At 60.8% G+C, this 17,909-nt stretch carries 13 protein-coding genes; 4 read left to right on the top strand and 9 right to left on the bottom strand.

The features are described 5' to 3' along the window. Positions 1–5 precede the first annotated feature (5 nt). Positions 6–452, top strand: coding sequence for an excinuclease (locus AC07VF_RS10500; RefSeq protein ID WP_192171201.1), 447 nt, complete (start codon positions 6–8; stop codon positions 450–452). A gap of 353 nt (positions 453–805) precedes the next feature. On the opposite strand, the gene AC07VF_RS10495 is transcribed toward AC07VF_RS10500, so the two are convergent. Then, positions 806–1,696 (bottom strand): LysR family transcriptional regulator, encoded by an 891-nt coding sequence (locus tag AC07VF_RS10495; protein ID WP_122625545.1) that lies wholly within the window; start codon positions 1,694–1,696, stop codon positions 806–808. 116 nt (positions 1,697–1,812) lie between these two features. Between AC07VF_RS10495 and AC07VF_RS10490 the strand changes: the two genes are divergently transcribed. From AC07VF_RS10490 to AC07VF_RS10480, 3 genes are all read left to right on the top strand, one after another. Beyond that, positions 1,813–3,078, top strand: coding sequence for an MFS transporter (locus AC07VF_RS10490; protein ID WP_346626911.1), 1,266 nt, complete (start codon positions 1,813–1,815; stop codon positions 3,076–3,078). Between the two features lie 102 nt (positions 3,079–3,180). Then, positions 3,181–3,459, top strand: a complete 279-nt coding sequence (locus AC07VF_RS10485; protein WP_495008582.1) for a type II toxin-antitoxin system RelE/ParE family toxin — start codon at positions 3,181–3,183, stop codon at positions 3,457–3,459. Positions 3,460–3,472: 13 nt separating this feature from the next. Continuing rightward, a complete protein-coding gene (locus tag AC07VF_RS10480) occupies positions 3,473–3,772 on the top strand; it encodes a HigA family addiction module antitoxin (protein WP_282368753.1) in 300 nt (99 codons plus the stop codon). Positions 3,773–3,825: 53 nt separating this feature from the next. Here the strand turns inward: AC07VF_RS10480 and hemE are convergent, their stop codons facing one another. The 8 genes from hemE to AC07VF_RS10440 form a co-directional block, all read right to left on the bottom strand. Continuing rightward, a complete protein-coding gene (gene hemE, locus AC07VF_RS10475; protein WP_346629396.1) occupies positions 3,826–4,890 on the bottom strand; it encodes a uroporphyrinogen decarboxylase in 1,065 nt (354 codons plus the stop codon). A gap of 132 nt (positions 4,891–5,022) precedes the next feature. Continuing rightward, a complete protein-coding gene (locus AC07VF_RS10470) occupies positions 5,023–5,787 on the bottom strand; it encodes a S1 family peptidase (RefSeq protein WP_346629397.1) in 765 nt (254 codons plus the stop codon). Between the two features lie 299 nt (positions 5,788–6,086). Further along, positions 6,087–7,505 carry an FAD-dependent oxidoreductase gene (locus AC07VF_RS10465; RefSeq protein ID WP_346626913.1) on the bottom strand — a complete coding sequence of 473 codons (1,419 nt, stop codon included), beginning with the start codon at positions 7,503–7,505 and terminating at the stop codon, positions 6,087–6,089. Between the two features lie 121 nt (positions 7,506–7,626). After that, on the bottom strand, positions 7,627–12,072 hold the full coding sequence (gene gltB / locus AC07VF_RS10460) for a glutamate synthase large subunit (protein ID WP_495008583.1): 4,446 nt from the start codon (positions 12,070–12,072) through the stop codon (positions 7,627–7,629). Between the two features lie 358 nt (positions 12,073–12,430). Beyond that, entirely contained in the window at positions 12,431–14,056 is a 1,626-nt protein-coding gene (locus tag AC07VF_RS10455) for an SPOR domain-containing protein (RefSeq protein ID WP_282368765.1), read from the bottom strand. A 10-nt stretch (positions 14,057–14,066) separates the two neighbouring features. After that, on the bottom strand, positions 14,067–15,170 hold the full coding sequence (aroB, locus tag AC07VF_RS10450) for a 3-dehydroquinate synthase (RefSeq protein WP_495008584.1): 1,104 nt from the start codon (positions 15,168–15,170) through the stop codon (positions 14,067–14,069). A 130-nt stretch (positions 15,171–15,300) separates the two neighbouring features. Continuing rightward, positions 15,301–15,819, bottom strand: a complete 519-nt coding sequence (aroK, locus tag AC07VF_RS10445; protein ID WP_192171211.1) for a shikimate kinase AroK — start codon at positions 15,817–15,819, stop codon at positions 15,301–15,303. Between the two features lie 4 nt (positions 15,820–15,823). Beyond that, entirely contained in the window at positions 15,824–17,908 is a 2,085-nt protein-coding gene (locus tag AC07VF_RS10440; protein ID WP_282368776.1) for a type IV pilus secretin PilQ, read from the bottom strand. Between the last annotated feature and the right edge of the window lies 1 nt (position 17,909).

The raw sequence follows: 17,909 nt of genomic DNA, 5'->3' as shown, positions 1-17,909 counted from the left end.
AAACCATGAAATTGAAAGTCTGGGCAGCAACGGCCGCCGTCGTTTTGTGCACACTGCCGGGCATCAGCCAGGCTCGGGACACGGCCCTGTATCTGCCGTTCGACAAGGTGGTCGCACAGATGACCCAAGAGAAGAAGCTCGACGGCAGCGTCAAGTTCTACCTCGCTGGCGTGCAGCCAAAAGGCAAGGTGTCGGTACTGTCAGCCAATGCGGTGACCAACAAGAAAACCAACGCCTTCAACAAGAGCGACAACGAGGCCTGCGAGTGGGTCTTGCAGTCCGCCATCCTGCAGTTGAACGAGGCCGCGAAAAGCGCAGGCGCCAACGCGGTGGTCAACATTGCCAGCTACTACAAAAAGATCGAACGCAAAGACCCGGCTACGTATGAATGCCACGCCGGCGCCATCATGGCAGGCGTTGCGTTGAAGGGTGATCTGGCGAAGGTGCAGTAAGTTTTTGCCAGTGAGTTGAGGCGTCTTGCCTCGCTCACTGGCTTGGATGGCTGCGCTATGGGAGGGAGGTTGCGAAATGGTCGTTCAACCGACAAATCATCGGCGAACCCACCTGAGCCTTCGTGAGCAAGCTCACTCCCACATGAGCGCCGTTTGCCGCAGCCCAGTGCGGTGTCAGAACAATGGGGAGTCTGCAGATTTGCATTCGTCACGGGTCACTGGGCGACGCAGGCCGTGTGGGAGCGAGCTTGCTCGCGAAGAGGTCAGTACATTCACCCCATCTTCAGTGGTTGTAATGCCACGTTCGTGAGCAAGCTCACTCCCACAACCCCATCTGCTTTGCTCTGGGTCAGTTACCCCGCCTTGCGCGTCACCAGTTCGACAAACGCCTTGGCCATGGGCGATTTCTGATCCTTGCGCTGCACCAGCCACACCGCTGACGTAGCCTGGGCATCCAGCAGCGTCCGGTACACCACTCCATCAATGCGCATGCGTTGATAGGACGCCGGCAGCACCGTCACGCCCAGTCCCGCCGCCACCAGACCAATGATGGTCATCGCCTCGCCCGCCTCCTGAGTAAACAATGGGCTAAAGCCCGCCTCCCGCGCCAGATCCAGCAACTGTGCGTAGAGCCCGCTGCCGTAACTGCGCGGGAAGAACACAAACGGCTCACTGGCCAGTTCCCGCAGATGAATGCCGCGTTCCGAGCCTTCGGCCAGTGGATGGTCCGAGCGCAATATCGCCACCAAGGGTTCGTGCAGCAGCTCCACGGCGACCAGTGAATCCGGCAACGGCAGCGGCCGCATGATGCCCACTTGCATCGACTCGTTCTCGAGCCGCTCGGCGACTTCCCGACTGCTCATTTCCTGAAGTGCCAGGTGCACCGCCGGATAGCGCTGGCGAAACGCGAAGATGGCCTGCGGGATGCTTGAGGTGAACGGCGCGGATGCCGTGAAGCCGATTTTCAGTTCGCCCAGCTCTCCCAACTGCGCACGCCGAGCGACGTCCGAGGCCTTCTCGACCTGCGCCAGCACCAGGCGCGCTTCATCGAGGAACAACCGGCCCGCCTCGCTCAGTTCCACCCTTCGATTGGTTCGCTCAAACAGACGCGCGCCGAGCTCTTGCTCCAGCGCCTGAATCTGCTGACTCAACGGCGGTTGAGAGATGCCGAGCGCCTGAGCAGCGCGTCCAAAATGCAGCTCTTCAGCGACAGCGATGAAGTAACGCAGGTGTCGTAATTCCACAGTCATTCCAGTAGGTCGTCAAACCTATCAAACAGGTCGAACAATATATTGGAAGCGATCGTTAGGCGGCTATATTCTTTTGCCACTGCTCCCCGCTCTCCCGCCTGAGGTCACCCGTGAATACTGCTGCATCCCCCGCCGCGTCTGCCGAGTTCGCCACAGCGGCCATCCCGTTGGGCGATTCCTACATCGAGAAGGACACGCCCGCTTTCATCCGCACGGTGCTGGCGCTGTTCTCCGGCGGTTTCGCGACATTTGCGCTGCTGTACTGCGTGCAGCCGATGATGCCGGTGCTGTCGCGGGACTTCTCCATCAACGCTGCCCAGAGCAGCATGATCCTGTCGGTGTCCACCGCGATGCTGGCGATCGGATTGCTCATCACCGGCCCCATTTCAGATCGGCTCGGCCGCAAGTCGGTGATGGTGTTCTCGCTGTTCTCGGCCGCCCTTTTCACCATCGCCAGCGCACTGATGCCGACCTGGGAAGGCGTGCTGATCACGCGGGCGTTCGTGGGCTTGTCGCTGAGCGGACTGGCCGCCGTCGCCATGACTTACCTCAGCGAAGAAATCCACCCACAGCACATCGGACTGGCAATGGGCCTGTACATTGGCGGCAACGCCATAGGTGGTATGAGCGGCCGGGTGATCACCGGCGTGTTGAGTGATTACGTCAGCTGGCACACGGCACTGTTGATCATGGGCATCATCGCGCTGGGCGCGGCGGGCGTGTTCTGGAAAATCCTGCCGCCGTCGCGTAACTTCCGCGCCCGCCCGCTCAACAGCCGCAGCCTGCTGGAAGGCTTTGTCCTGCAGTTCCGTGACGCCGGGTTGCCGTGGTTGTTTCTTGAAGGCTTCCTGCTGATGGGCGCGTTCGTGACGCTGTTCAACTACATCGGCTACCGCCTGTTGGCCGACCCGTACAACCTGAGCCAGGCCGTGGTCGGCCTGTTTTCGGTGGTGTACCTGTCCGGCATCTACAGCTCGGCGAAGATCGGCGCACTGGCCGACCAACTGGGCCGTCGTAACGTCCTGTGGGCCGTGATCGTGCTGATGCTCGTCGGTGTCGCGCTGACCATGTTCACCCCGCTGCTGGTGGTGATCGTCGGCGTGCTGATGTTCACCTTCGGCTTCTTCGGCGCCCACTCCGTCGCCAGCAGCTGGATCGGCCGCCGCGCCATCAAAGCCAAAGGCCAGGCCTCGTCGCTGTACCTGTTCAGCTACTACGTAGGCTCCAGCGTCGCCGGCACCGGCGGCGGCGTATTCTGGCATTACGCCGGCTGGAACGGCATCGGCGCCTTCATCGGCACCCTGCTGCTGATCGCCCTCGCTGTGGCGCTGAAACTGGCGAAAGTGAAGCCGTTGGCGGTGAATGTGCAGGTTTGATGGATATAGGCGTTTTCACACAAAACGCGGCATCGTTTCACATCCCCCGCATCTACATCGCCTGACAGCAAAGCGTGACTAATTGATTCACGCTCTGCTGCTATGATTAGATCTTTCAAACATAAGGGCCTTAGGGCTTTCTTCCACACTGGAACGACGCAAGGGATTCGCGCGGCTCACGCAAACCGCCTGCGATTTATCTTGGGTGCGCTAGAGATCGCTAAAGGACCCCATGAACTGGGCTTAACAGCACTGAATCTGCATCCATTGAAAGGCAATCTGACGCAATATTGGTCAGTATCAGTAAGCGGGAACTGGCGAATTATTTTTAGATTTATCGAGAACGATGTCGAGCTTGTCGATTATCTCGATTACCACTGACAGGAGTTCATGCATGAGGATGCACAACCCTCCCCACCCTGGCGAAATGATCCAGGAGATGCTGCCGGAGATGAACATCAAAATTGCCGAAATGGCACGGCGGCTCCATTTTTCACGTGAAATGTTGTCTCGGGTCATCAATTGCCGTGCTCCGGTTAGCCCAGATCTGGCGGTAAGACTGGAACGTGCAGGTTTAAGCACTGCTCGCTTTTGGCTAGCTGTACAGATGAGCCACGACCTCTGGCAGGCCGAGCATCGGGAGCAGCCGCCCATAACGCCGTTGTATATCGCCCCGACGATTACCGCAGCCTGACCCCACACAAAAACGCCCGGCATGTGCCGGGCGTTTTCATAGCTGCAAAGCGCTTACTGGTGGTATTTGGCCGACATTTCGTGCACTGCTTCGATGAAGGCGCCGGCGTTGGCCGGGTCGACTTCGGGGGTGATGCCGTGGCCGAGGTTGAAGACGTGGCCGGTGCCGCTGCCGTAGCTGGCGAGGATGTTCGAGACTTCCTGGCGGATGGCGTTTGGGTTGGCGTAAAGCACGGTCGGGTCCATGTTGCCTTGCAGCGCGACTTTGCTGCCGACACGACGGCGGGCTTCGCCGATGTCGCAGGTCCAGTCCAGGCCCAGTGCGTCGGCGCCGGCGTCGGCAATGCTTTCAAGCCACATACCTCCGCCCTTGGTGAACAGAATGACCGGCACTTTGCGCCCGTCGTGCTCACGGATCAGGCCGTTGACGATCTTGCGCATATAGGCCAGTGAGAACTCCTGGTACGCCGCGGCCGACAGGCTGCCGCCCCAACTGTCGAAGATCTGCACCGCCTGAGCGCCTGCGAGAATCTGGCCGTTCAGGTACGCCGTCACCGATTGCGCCAGCTTGTCGAGCAGCAGGTGCATGGCGTGCGGGTTGTCGTAGAGCATGGCCTTGGATTTGCGGAAGTCCTTGGACGAGCCGCCTTCGACCATGTAGGTCGCCAGGGTCCACGGGCTACCGGCGAACCCGATCAGCGGAACGCGTCCGTTGAGCTCGCGGCGGATGGTGCTGACTGCGTCCATGACATAGCCGAGATCTTTCTGGGCGTCAGGGATTGGCAGCGCTTCGATATCAGCCAGGGTGGTGACGGTTTTGCGAAAGCGCGGGCCTTCGCCGGTTTCGAAGTACAGGCCCAGGCCCATGGCGTCGGGAACGGTGAGGATATCGGAAAACAGAATGGCGGCGTCGAGCGGGTAGCGCTCAAGGGGCTGCAGGGTGACTTCACAGGCGAACGCCGGGTTCATGCACAAGCTCATGAAGTCTCCGGCCTTGGCGCGGCTGGCGCGGTACTCCGGGAGATAGCGGCCGGCCTGGCGCATCATCCATACAGGCGTGACGTCAACAGGCTGCTTGAGCAGGGCGCGAAGGAAACGGTCGTTCTTCAGGGCAGTCATGTCGGCATCCGGAAAAAAAGTGCGGGCATTTTCTCAGACACCAACGCAAAAGGCACGGTCGGTGCCGTGCCATTTATTTATCGGGGCGATTTGTCGCATCAATGCCCTGCCGGCTTTGCTGACGTCGGCGACCTATTGGTTGTCCTCCATCGTCTTTGTAATCCAGCCTGCGAAGTGAGCGACTCTGGTGTACTGACCGGCATTCATCCACAACGAACGACTGACCAGTCCGATTTCAAGGTAGTGGCTGCCTGACTTGTAGAGCAGAGGCCCTCCGGAATCGCCAGACGCCTGATTGTATCCGGCGCAGAGGTTGACCAATGGATCGAAGTGGGTGGCCGGGTAGCCGGGAGGCACTTCGATACACGCCTTGTCCTCCAGCGTCTCGCCAAGGCCTTGATACAGCACATCTGGCCCGTATCCCGTCTCGGTTCTCCCGAACCCGATCAGCGTCACGGGGTAGCCAACCCCCGGTTCCATCACAGACTCGGCCCCGTCGAACTCAAGGAAATCGGTACTGTTGGCCGCGCGCTCCAGCTTGATCAATGCAATATCGTATCGCCCGCTGTGATCAAACTGCGGATGCCCGTATGTGGCCTGGATCCTGACCCGGTCCTTCTCGACGACAGTCGGCCGGTATTGTTCCAGGCCAATGCTCACGGAGTGAGGAGCCTGGCCGTCGATGCAGTGTTCAGCAGTCAGTACCCACCGCGGCGCAATCAATGCAGCGCCACAGAGGTGCGACCCATCCTCTTTAACAATTGCTGCAAAGAACGGGTACTGCCCTCTCGGGGCTGGCTCTCCTCCGACGATTTTTTTGCTTTCATTCACACCCGCCCATTCACCGCAACCGGTCAAAAAAGCCGCGAGGCCAAGACAGCAAACTAACTTGTTCATTTTTCGCTCCGTGATCCAACAGGCCGCCAGACACCGGCCCGTGCTTCCATTCAATTTCAGAAAGGCTCGCTAGCGTCCGAGACCTTGCCGAATTAGAAACTTATTGAATCGTGTTGGGAACTGTCAGAAATGACACTCGTAGCGGTGCCTGACGTTTTCACGAACGGGAGAGCCGAGGAAGGAAACGAAACAGATGTGGAAGCAGCTGCCAGCATGGAGCAGCTGCAAGCTTCAAGTAGAAGCAGATCGCGTCTGCTTGTAGCTTGTAGCTTACCGCTAGCAGCTTGCCGCAGGCGTCATCAGACGCCCAGATAATCCAGAATCCCTTCAGCCGCATTCCGGCCTTCAAAGATCGCGGTCACCACCAAATCAGATCCGCGCACCATGTCGCCACCGGCGAAGATCTTCGGGTTGCTGGTCTGGTGCTTGAACTGGCCCTGCTCCGGTGCCACGACGCGGCCCTGGCTGTCCATCTGGATGCCCTGCAGATCGAACCACGACGCCGGGCTTGGACGGAAACCGAACGCGATGACCACGGCGTCCGCCGGGATGATCTCTTCGGAACCCGGAATTGGCTCGGGGCTGCGACGGCCGCGCGCATCCGGCTCGCCCAAACGCGTTTCGACGACTTTCACGCCTTCGACCCGATCCTCACCAACGATGGCGATGGGCTGACGGTTGTAGAGGAACTTCACGCCTTCTTCCTTGGCGTTCTTCACTTCCTTGCGCGAGCCGGGCATGTTTTCTTCGTCGCGGCGATAGGCGCAGGTCACCGACTTGGCACCCTGGCGAATCGACGTGCGGTTGCAGTCCATCGCCGTGTCACCACCGCCCAGGACCACGACCTTCTTGCCCTTCATGTCGACAAAATCTTCCGGCGACTTTTCAAAGCCCAGGTTGCGATTGACGTTGGCGATCAGGAAATCCAGCGCATCGTGCACGCCAGGCAGGTCTTCACCGGGGAAGCCGCCCTTCATGTAGGTGTACGTGCCCATGCCCATGAACACCGCGTCGTACTCTTCCAGCAACTGCTCGACGGTGATGTCCTTGCCGATCTCGGTGTTGAGGCGGAACTCGATGCCCATGCCGGTGAAGACTTCGCGGCGATTGCTCAGCACGCTCTTCTCGAGCTTGAACTCGGGGATCCCGAAGGTAAGCAGACCGCCGATTTCCGGGTTCTTGTCGAACACCACCGGCTTCACGCCGCCGCGCACCAGAACGTCAGCGCAGCCCAAACCCGCCGGGCCTGCCCCGATGATGGCCACGCGCTTGCCGTTCGGCACGACGCGGGACATGTCCGGGCGCCAGCCCATGGCGAAGGCCGTGTCGGTGATGTACTTCTCGACCGAACCGATGGTCACCGCGCCGAAGCCGTCGTTGAGGGTGCACGCGCCCTCACACAGACGGTCCTGCGGGCACACGCGGCCGCAGACTTCCGGCAGGGTGTTGGTCTGGTGCGACAGCTCGGCGGCCGCGAGGATGTTGCCCTCGGCCACCAGCTTCAGCCAGTTGGGAATGAAGTTATGCACAGGGCATTTCCATTCACAGTACGGGTTGCCGCAACCCAGGCAACGGTGCGCCTGATCGGCCGACTGCTGAGGCTTGAAAGGTTCGTAGATTTCCACGAACTCTTTCTTGCGCTGACGCAGCAGTTTCTTCTTCGGATCTTTACGCCCGACTTCGATGAACTGGAAGTCGTTACTGAGACGTTCAGCCATGGTGTTAAAACTCCTGACTACAGCCTCAAGCGCCAAGCTTGAAGCTGCAAGAAAATCATGTTCGCAGGCACTCGCGCGCTGCCGTTAGCGTGCGGCTTGAAGCGTGCCGCTCGCAGCTGCTTTACTGCGGATTCGCGCGGGTGCTGGACAACAGCGACTTCAAGCTCGCGGCCTTCGGCTTCACCAGCCAGAAGCGGCGCAGGTAGTCGTCCAGGTTTTCCCAGAGGTTGCGGCCCCATTCGCTGTCGGTTTCGGTCACGTATTCGGCCAGCACGCGCTCCAGGTGGCTGCGGTAGGCCTCCATCGCTTCGCCGCTGATGCGCTGAATCTCGACCAGCTCGTGATTGACCCGGTCAACGAAGGTGTTGTCCTGATCGAGCACGTAAGCAAAACCGCCGGTCATGCCTGAGCCGAAGTTGTAGCCGGTCTTGCCCAGCACGCAGACGAAACCGCCGGTCATGTATTCGCAGCAGTGGTCGCCCGTGCCTTCCACAACCGTGTGGGCACCGGAGTTACGCACCGCGAAACGCTCACCCGCCGTACCCGCCGCGAACAGCTTGCCGCCGGTCGCGCCGTACAGGCAGGTGTTGCCGATGATGGCGCTGTCCTGGGTTTTGAACGGGCTGCCTTTTGGCGGCACGATGACCAGCTTGCCGGCGGTCATGCCTTTGCCGACGTAGTCGTTGGCGTCGCCTTCCAGGTACATGTTCAGGCCGCCGGCGTTCCACACACCAAAGCTCTGCCCGGCCGTGCCCTTGAAGCGGAAGGTCACTGGCGCATCGTTCATGCCCTGGTTGCCGTGGAGCTTGGCGATTTCGCCGGAAATCCGCGCGCCGATGGAGCGGTCGCAGTTGCAGATGTCCAGTTCGTAGTCGCCGCCGCTCTTGGTCTGAATGGCGGAGATCGCCAGTTCCACCATCTTCTCGGCCAGCAGGCCCTTGTCGAACGGCGGGTTGCGGTCCACCTGGCTGAACTGCGGTTTGTCGACCGGAATGTGGTCGCTGCCCAGCAGCGGCGTCAGGTCCAGGTGCTGCTGCTTGGCGGTTTCACCGGGCAGGATTTCCAGCAGATCGGTACGCCCGATCAGCTCTTCCAGCGAACGCACGCCCAGCTTCGCCAGCCATTCGCGGGTTTCTTCAGCCACGTAGGTGAAGAAGTTGATCACCATGTCGACGGTGCCGATGTAGTGGTCCTTGCGCAGCTTGTCGTTCTGAGTCGCGACGCCGGTGGCGCAGTTGTTCAGGTGGCAGATGCGCAGGTATTTGCAGCCCAGCGCGATCATCGGCGCGGTGCCGAAGCCGAAGCTTTCGGCGCCGAGGATGGCCGCCTTGATAACGTCCAGGCCGGTTTTCAGGCCGCCGTCGGTCTGCACCCGAACCTTGCCGCGCAGGTCGTTGCCGCGCAGGGTCTGGTGAGTCTCGGCCAGGCCGATTTCCCACGGCGAGCCCGCGTATTTGATCGACGACAGCGGCGATGCACCGGTGCCGCCGTCATAGCCGGAAATGGTGATCAGGTCGGCATAGGCCTTGGCCACACCGGCCGCAATCGTGCCCACGCCTGCTTCAGCCACCAGCTTGACCGAAACCAGTGCGGCCGGGTTGACCTGCTTGAGGTCAAAGATCAGCTGCGACAAGTCTTCGATCGAATAGATGTCGTGGTGCGGCGGCGGCGAAATCAGCGTCACGCCCGGCACTGCATAACGCAGTTTGGCGATCAGGCCGTTGACCTTGCCGCCTGGCAGTTGCCCGCCTTCACCCGGCTTGGCGCCCTGGGCGACCTTGATCTGCAGCACGTCGGCGTTGACCAGATACTCAGGCGTCACGCCAAAACGGCCGGTCGCGATCTGCTTGATCTTGGAGCTGCGGATGGTGCCATAGCGCGCCGGGTCTTCGCCGCCCTCACCGGAGTTGGAGCGCGCGCCCAAGCGGTTCATCGCCTCGGCCAGCGCTTCGTGGGCTTCCGGCGACAACGCACCCAGCGAGATGCCCGCCGAGTCGAAGCGCTTGAGAATACCTTCCAGCGGCTCGATTTCATCGATGCCCAACGGCGTGTCGAGCTCTTTGACCTTCAACAGGTCGCGGATCATCGACACCGGACGGTTGTCCACCAGCGCTGTGTATTCCTTGAATTTGCTGTAATCACCCTGCTGAACGGCGGCTTGCAGCGTCGCCACCACATCAGGGTTGTACGCGTGGTATTCGCCGCCGTAGACAAACTTCAGCAACCCGCCCTGCTGGATCGGCTTGCGCGCGCTCCAGGCTTCAAAAGCGAGGGCTTTCTGCTCGGCTTCGATGTCAACGAAACGCGCGCCCTTAATGCGGCTCGGCACGCCACGGAAACTCAAATCGCAGACTTCTTCCGACAGACCAATGGCCTCGAAAAGCTGGGCGCCGCGGTACGAAGCAACGGTCGAAATACCCATCTTCGACAGGATCTTGAGCAGGCCTTTGGTGATGCCCTTGCGGTAGTTCTTGAAGACTTCGTACAGATCGCCCAGCACTTCGCCGGTACGGATCAGGTCGCCCAGCACTTCGTACGCCAGGAACGGATAGACCGCCGACGCGCCGAAGCCGATCAACACGGCGAAATGGTGCGGGTCGCGAGCCGTTGCTGTCTCGACGAGGATGTTGCTGTCGCAGCGCAGGCCTTTTTCGGTCAGGCGGTGGTGCACCGCACCGGTGGCCAGCGATGCGTGAATCGGCAGTTTGCCGGGTGCGATATGACGGTCGCTCAGGACAATCTGGGTCTTGCCCGAACGCACGGCTTCTTCAGCCTGATCGGCGATGTTGCGCACAGCCGCTTCCAGGCCCATGGCTTCGTCATAGTTCAGGTCGATGATCTGACGATCAAAGCCCGGACGATCCAGGGTCATCAGCGAGCGCCACTTGGCCGGGGAAATGACCGGCGAACTGAGGATCACGCGGGAAGCGTGCTCCGGCGACTCCTGGAAAATGTTGCGCTCGGCACCGAGGCAGACTTCCAGCGACATGACGATGGCTTCACGCAGCGGATCGATCGGCGGGTTGGTGACCTGCGCGAACTGCTGACGGAAATAGTCGTACGGCGTGCGGACACGACGGGACAACACCGCCATCGGCGTGTCATCGCCCATGGAGCCGACTGCTTCCTGGCCCTGCTCACCCAGCGGGCGCAGGATCTGATCACGCTCTTCGAACGTGACCTGGAACATCTTCATGTACTGCTTGAGCTGATCCGGGTTGTAGAAGGCCGAACCGTGGTCATGGTCTTCCAGCGTCGCCTGAATACGCAGGGCGTTCTTGCGCAGCCACTGCTTGTACGGATGGCGCGACTTCAAGCGGCTGTCGATGGCGTCGGTGTCGAGGATCTGGCCGGTTTCGGTGTCCACGGCGAAGATCTGACCCGGACCGACACGGCCCTTGGCAATCACGTCTTCCGGCTTGTAGTTCCACACGCCGATTTCCGAGGCGAGGGTGATGTAACCGTTCTTGGTGGTGACCCAGCGCGCAGGACGCAGGCCGTTGCGGTCCAGCAGGCAGACGGCGTGACGACCTTCGGTCATGACGATGCCGGCCGGGCCGTCCCACGGCTCCATGTGCATGGAGTTGAATTCGTAGAACGCGCGCAGATCCGGGTCCATGGTCTCGACGTTCTGCCACGCCGGCGGCACGAGCATGCGCACGCCACGGAACAGGTCGATGCCGCCGGTCACCATCAGCTCGAGCATGTTGTCCATGCTCGAAGAGTCGGAACCCACGCGGTTGACCAGCGGGCCGAGCTCGTCGAGGTCCATCAGGTCGTTAGTGAACTTGGTGCGACGGGCCTGAGCCCAGTTGCGGTTACCGGTGATGGTGTTGATCTCGCCGTTGTGGGCGAGGAAGCGGAATGGCTGAGCCAGTGGCCATTTCGGCAGGGTGTTGGTCGAGAAACGCTGGTGGAACACGCAGATCGCGGTTTGCAGGCGCTCGTCGTTGAGGTCCGGGAAGAATGCCGTGAGGTCACGCGGCATCATCAGGCCTTTGTAGATGATGGTCTTGTGGGAAAAGCTGCAGATGTAGTGGTCGGTGTCAGCGGCGTTGGCCACCGAGGAGCGACGACGTGCGCAGAACAGCTTGATCGCGAATTCCTGATCGCTCAGGCCTTCACCGCCGATGAACACCTGCTCGATCTTCGGCAGACGCTCGAGGGCAAGACGACCCAGAACGCTGGTGTCGATCGGCACCTGGCGCCAGCCGATCAGGGTCAGGCCGGCCGCGAGGATTTCACGGTTCATGTTTTCGCGGGCGGCTTCAGCCTTGGTGTCGTCCTGATTGAGGAAGACCATGCCTGCGCAATACTGGCGCGGAAGCTCGACGCCGAAGTGCTCGGTGGCCACCGCACGCAGGAAGGTGTCAGGTTTTTGCATCAACAGCCCGCAACCGTCACCGGTCTTGCCGTCGGCGTTGATCCCACCCCGGTGGGTCATGCAGGTCAGGGCTTCGATAGCCGTCTGCAACAGGTGATGACTTGGCTCGCCTTGCATGTGGGCGATCAGGCCGAAACCACAGTTATCCTTGAATTCTTCTGGATGGTACAGACCTGCTTTCATAGACACATTCTCACCAGGCTGCCCCTTAACGAGGCAAATTTCTTTTCAATTCAACCATTTACCATCCACGCCGAACGTATGCCGGCTTTGCGGGAGCAAAAGGGAGGTCATTGTACACAGCGACACAAGTCCTCACAAATTTGACGACGAAGTGTCGCAAATTTATGTCGCATTCATGAAAGGTTTTATATCGATTCTCGTGCTAGCCAGAGCTTTTTTGCGAGTCTGACCAATGAGAGCCCGAAGATCAATGCGTGTCTGAGACGCAGACACCGCAAGGCGCGCTGCTCGTTGGCAGCACGCTCATGCGTGATATCGGGAGGGCCAAGCGAGGGACCTGGATAAGGTCCCTGCGTCATCAGCGGGCGGCGGCGAGTTCCTGTTGGATACTGCCGACAGTACGAGGCCAAGGTTTACCAGCCTGAACCTTCTCTGGCAAGGCCTTGATAGCGGTCAGTGCCGCATTGCGGTCAGCGAAGCTGCCGTAAGTCACCACGAACAGGGGCTTGCCCTGTAGGGTTTTCTTGAAGTAACGGTACTCGGCGCCCTGCTCTTTCACGTAGCTCTGAGCGGTGGCTTCAGAGCTGGTGCCTAGGATCTGCACCACGTAATGCGTCGGAGCCTGACCTGCGTACCAGCCGCTGCCCGCAGCGCCGGACGCTGCGGCCGCCGCTGCTGGCTTGGCCGCCGGTGCCGGGGCAGGTTTGGCGGTGGCCACTTGCGTCGGCGCTGGCGCAGGTTTCGCAGCCGCCGCCGGAGCAGGCGTTGGCTTGGCGGCCGGGGCCGGACGCGGTGCCGGAACCGGCTGCTGCGCCATGGTCGGTGCAGGACTTGCCGTCGCGCCCGCCGGTGGCGCAGTGGTGGTCACCGTCGGTGGCTGCAGCGATTGGTTGGCTGCCGGGCCGCCATCTTCCCCATCACCTTCGCCCGAGCCCGCAGCTTCAGCCAGTGGCGCGCGGGTCGCCGGTTGCGAGCCGTTCATCGGCAGCGGCATCGGCTGCGAATTTCCGGCGAATTCGATGGCCGGGCCACCGTTGTTCGATTGTTGTGCCGGCGCCTGGCCCTGACCCAGAGGCAGTTGAGCCTGAGAGTTGGCTGGCGCAGTGGCAGGTGCGTTGCTGCGGCCTGGAATCAGCCACGCCGCGAGAACGGCTGCGACAACAACCCCACCCAAAGCCAACACGTGTTTCTTAGGCATTTTGAACCCCATACTTGGACGCTTGACCGCAGAGCGGCTGGCAATCATGGCTTCGATCATCGAGTCGCGCGCGACCTGGTTGATCGCGCCTGGCCATCCACCGGACTGCTCGTGGATATCAGTGATCTGTGCGGCGCTGAACAACTCAACGCCCTGCCCTGCGCCCTCGAGACGCTGAGCCAGATACTCACGGGTTTCTTCTTCGGTGTACGGCGCGAGCTCGATAACGTGGAAGCGCTCTTCCTCGGTACCGCTCTCGGCGCACAGCTGATCCAGGCGATCAATGATCGAAGCCTCGCCGAACAGGAAGACATGCGGACGCCCTTCCGGGGTGCCTGCTGCCAATCCCAACAACGCTTCGAGTGCGGATTCGCCCAGTTGTTCGGCATCGTCGACCAGGATGTAGACTTCCTGACCGGTCAGCGCCAACTGCACGACCTGCGCCAGGATCGGGCGCATTTCCGCTTGAGCGACGTTCAGCGCCTGAGCGACCTGACGCAACACGCCCGTCGCATCACCGGCGCCACGCGCCGACACCACGACGCTCTGAACCGATTGCTTGTTGGTGCTCGCCACCAGTGCCTGACGCAGCAGCGTCTTGCCGCTGCCCTGAGGCCCGGTGACGACCAGCAGCAGCTGGCTGTAGCGCGCGAGGTGATGCAGCTGACCGAGCACGGGCTTGCGCTGTGCCGGGAAAAATTTGAAGCCGGGAACCCGCGTTGCAAAGGGGTCATGACTCAACTGGTAATGACCGAGGAAGGCCTCATCGGCGTGCAAACTAGTCATGGATTTCTCATTAACCTCTAAGCTGATCCACCAAGGCGCGGTAGTCCGCGACCAGTGTGGCCTGTAGTACTTCTTGTGGATATTCGTCCGTTACCATTGCTTCACCGATTCGACGCAACAGCACCAGGCGCAGACGACCGTCAATGACCTTTTTGTCCACCGCCATGTGCTCGAGGAAGTGCTCGGGCGTCATGTCTTCCGGCGGAACCACCGGCAAGCCGGCGCGCTGGAAAATACGGATGCCGCGGTCACGTTCCTGCTCGCTGATCCAGCCCAGACGCGCAGACATTTCCAGCGCCATCACCGTGCCCGCTGCCACCGCCTCGCCGTGCAGCCATACGCCGTAGCCCATGTGAGTTTCGATGGCATGGCCAAAGGTATGACCGAGGTTCAGCGTGGCACGCACGCCTGACTCTCGCTCATCGGCACCGACGACCGCAGCCTTGGCGGCGCACGAACGCTCGATCGCCGTAGTCAGCGCGGCCTGATCCAGCCCGCGCAGCTTGTCGACATTCTCTTCGAGCCACGTCAGGAAGGGTTCGTCACAGATCAAACCGTATTTGATGACCTCGGCAAGACCGGCGGACAGCTCGCGCTCAGGCAGGGTGTTCAGCGACAAGGTGTCGATCAGCACCGCGTTGGGCTGGTAGAACGCGCCCACCATGTTTTTACCCAGCGGGTGATTGATGCCGGTTTTGCCACCGACCGAGGAATCGACCTGGGACAGCAACGTGGTCGGCACTTGAATGAATTCGACGCCGCGCTGGTAACAGGCAGCGGCAAAGCCGGCCATGTCACCGATGACGCCGCCGCCCAACGCAATCACGGTGGTTCGGCGATCATGGCGTGCGGTGAGCAGCGCGTCGAAGATGGTTTGCAGGGTTTCCCAGTTCTTGAAGGCTTCTCCGTCGGGAAGCACGATCGGCAAGACGCTGTAACCGGCGAGGGAGCGGGTGAGGCGGTCCATGTACAACGGCGCGACGGTGGCGTTGGAAACGATCGCCACTTGTTTTCCGGCTATGTACGGCTTGAGCAACTCGGGCTGATCCAGCAAGCCTTCGCCGATATGGATCGGGTAGCTGCGTTCGCCAAGCTCGACCTTGAGTGTCTGCATGTGTCCCCACGCTGTTAACAATTGGTTGCCTGTGCGGGTCTTGAAAAACGCCGACACCGGCTATGGCGCAAGGCCATGTAGCGACCCCACTTTTTATGGTCGCCGAGGATAGCGCATTTCCGTCTGCGCTTTAACGGGGAGGAAGCTCGGCCAGCAGGGCGAGGATGTCGATAACCACCATTCGCGGGGGCCGCTCATCGGTTTCGATGATGACATCGGCGATCTCGCGGTACAGCGGATCGCGAATCTCCAGAAGCTCACGCAGCACGCGCGCCGGGTCAGCCGTACGCAGCAAGGGGCGATTACGATCTCGTGAGGTACGGCCCACCTGCTGCTCAACCGACGCGTGCAAATACACCACCCGACCGCCGGCGTGCAGGGCGCGACGGTTTTCTTCGCGCATGACCGCGCCACCGCCGGTGGCCACGACCACACCGTCCAGCGCGCAGAGTTCGGCGATCATCGCTTGCTCACGATCGCGAAAGCCCGCTTCACCTTCCTTGTCGAAGATCCAGGGAATATTGGCACCCGTTCGCAGCTCGATTTCCTTGTCGGAATCCTTGAACGGCAGTCGAAGCTCTTTGGCCAGCAAGCGACCGATGGTGCTTTTGCCAGCCCCCATCGGCCCCACAAGAATTAAATTTCGCACAGAATCAACGACTCACAGCAATCGCCTGGTTATTCATGATACGCGGAGTGAGAAACACCAACAGCTCGGATTTTGACTCCGAAACCACATCGCGCCGGAAAAGGCGGCCAACATACGGCACATCGCCTAAAAATGGCACCTTGTCGACGACTTTACTCTGCGTATTCGAGAACACGCCACCAATTACGATGGTCTCGCCGTCGGCCACCAGCACCTTGGCGTTCACTTCGTTTTTCTTGATCGGCGGCACACCCAGCACCGTGTTCACGTAGTCCGGCTCATCTTTCGTGACCTTGACCTCCATGATGATGCGGTTATCAGGGGTGATCTGTGGGGTCACCTCCAGCGACAGCGACGCCTCTTTGAACGACACCGAGGTCGCGCCGCTGGAACTGGCTTCCTGATAAGGCACTTCCGTACCTTTCAGGATTTTCGCCGTTTCCTTGTCCGACGTGACGACCTTCGGCTGCGAGACCACTTCGCCGTTGCCGCTTTTCTCCATGGCCGTCAGCTCAAGGTCGAGAATCGTGTTGTTGGTCAGGAAGCCCAGGCCGATCGACGAGGTGGCGTCGGTCACACCCATGTCCACGTAAGGACCATTGGTCGCTGATGCGCCCGAGACCGTGCCATTACCGCCGGTGGTGAAATTGCCTTTGTTGCTCGAACCACCCCAGCGCACGCCCAGGGCCTTGTCGTAATCGACGTTGGCTTCAACGATGCGCGCTTCGATCATCACCTGACGCACCGGGATGTCCAGTTGCGACACGATGCGGCGCAGCTCGTCCAGACGATCCTGGGTCTGGTAGGCAATGATGTTGTTGGTGCGCTCATCGACGGTGATCGAACCACGCTCGTCGGTTTTCGATTCAGCGCTGGTCACCGACTGAAACAGCTTGGCAATGTCGGCGGCCTTGGCGTAGTTCACCTGCAGCAACTCGCGGCGCAGCGGGGCCAGTTCGGAAATCTGCTTGAGGGATTCCAGCTCCTGGCGCTCACGCGCGGCGATCTCGTCAGCCGGACCGACCAGCAAAACGTTGCCAATCTTGCGCTTGTCCAGGCCTTTGGTCTTGAGCACCAGATCCAGCGCCTGATCCCACGGCACGTTCTGCAGGCGCAAGGTGATGCCGCCCTGAACGGTGTCGCTCGCCACCAGATTGAGGTTGGTGAAGTCAGCGATCAGTTGCAGCACCGAACGCACGTCGATGTCCTGGAAATTCAGCGACAGCTTCTCGCCGGTGTAGACCAGTTTTTCCGAGTTGCGGCGCTCCTGATCTTCGTTGGTCAAGGGACGCACGCTGATGGTCAGCTTGTTGTCGGTCTGGTAGGCGGAGTAATCGAACGCACCGGACGGTTCGATGGAGATACTCGCCTTGTCACCCGTGGCGCTGGAATTGACGAACTGCACCGGGGTGGCGAAATCCTTCACGTCCAGACGCACGCGCAGCGGTTCAGGCAATTGCGTTTTGGCGAAGTCGACGCGGATCTTGCCGCCCTGCTCCTGAATGTCCGGGGCAATGCCGGTGTCGCTCAGCTCGATGATGACGTTGCCTTCACCCAACTCGCCGCGCTGGAAGTCGACGTTTTTCACCGAACGCGGGCCTGGCGCATACGAGCGGGCAACAGGTTTCGATTGAGCGGCAGGCCCACTCGGCACACTCACTCGCGCCGCGCCCATGGCGGTGCTCGGCTGCGAACCCTGGGCCGCAGCGGCGCCCTGGCCCACGACCACGAACAGGTTGTTGCCATCGACACGCGAACTGTAGGGCGCAAGCGTGGTGAGGTTGATGATCACCCGCGTGCGGTCCTTGGCTTCGACGACCACAACGCTGTGGGCGTTGCCTGAACCCAGGTCACGGCTCTTGATCGCCAGTTGGCTGGTGACCCCCGGCAGGTCCAGCGCAATGCGCGCCGGTTGCTCGGTGGTGTAGCCGCGCGGCGCCGCCACCGGACCGTCGAAGGACAGTTTCAGTTCGACTCGATCCCCCGGCAATGCAGCCACATCCAGCGTCTTGAGGTTAGCCGCCTGGACAACCGGTGAGAGCATCGCCATCCCTAGCGACAGGCCGATAATCGAGAGAATCCTGTTCATG

It is taken from the genome of Pseudomonas sp. GW821-FHT02H06 (assembly GCF_059421525.1).
The sequence above is the reverse complement of the archived record's forward strand: the minus strand, read 5'-3'. Positions and strand labels throughout refer to the sequence as shown.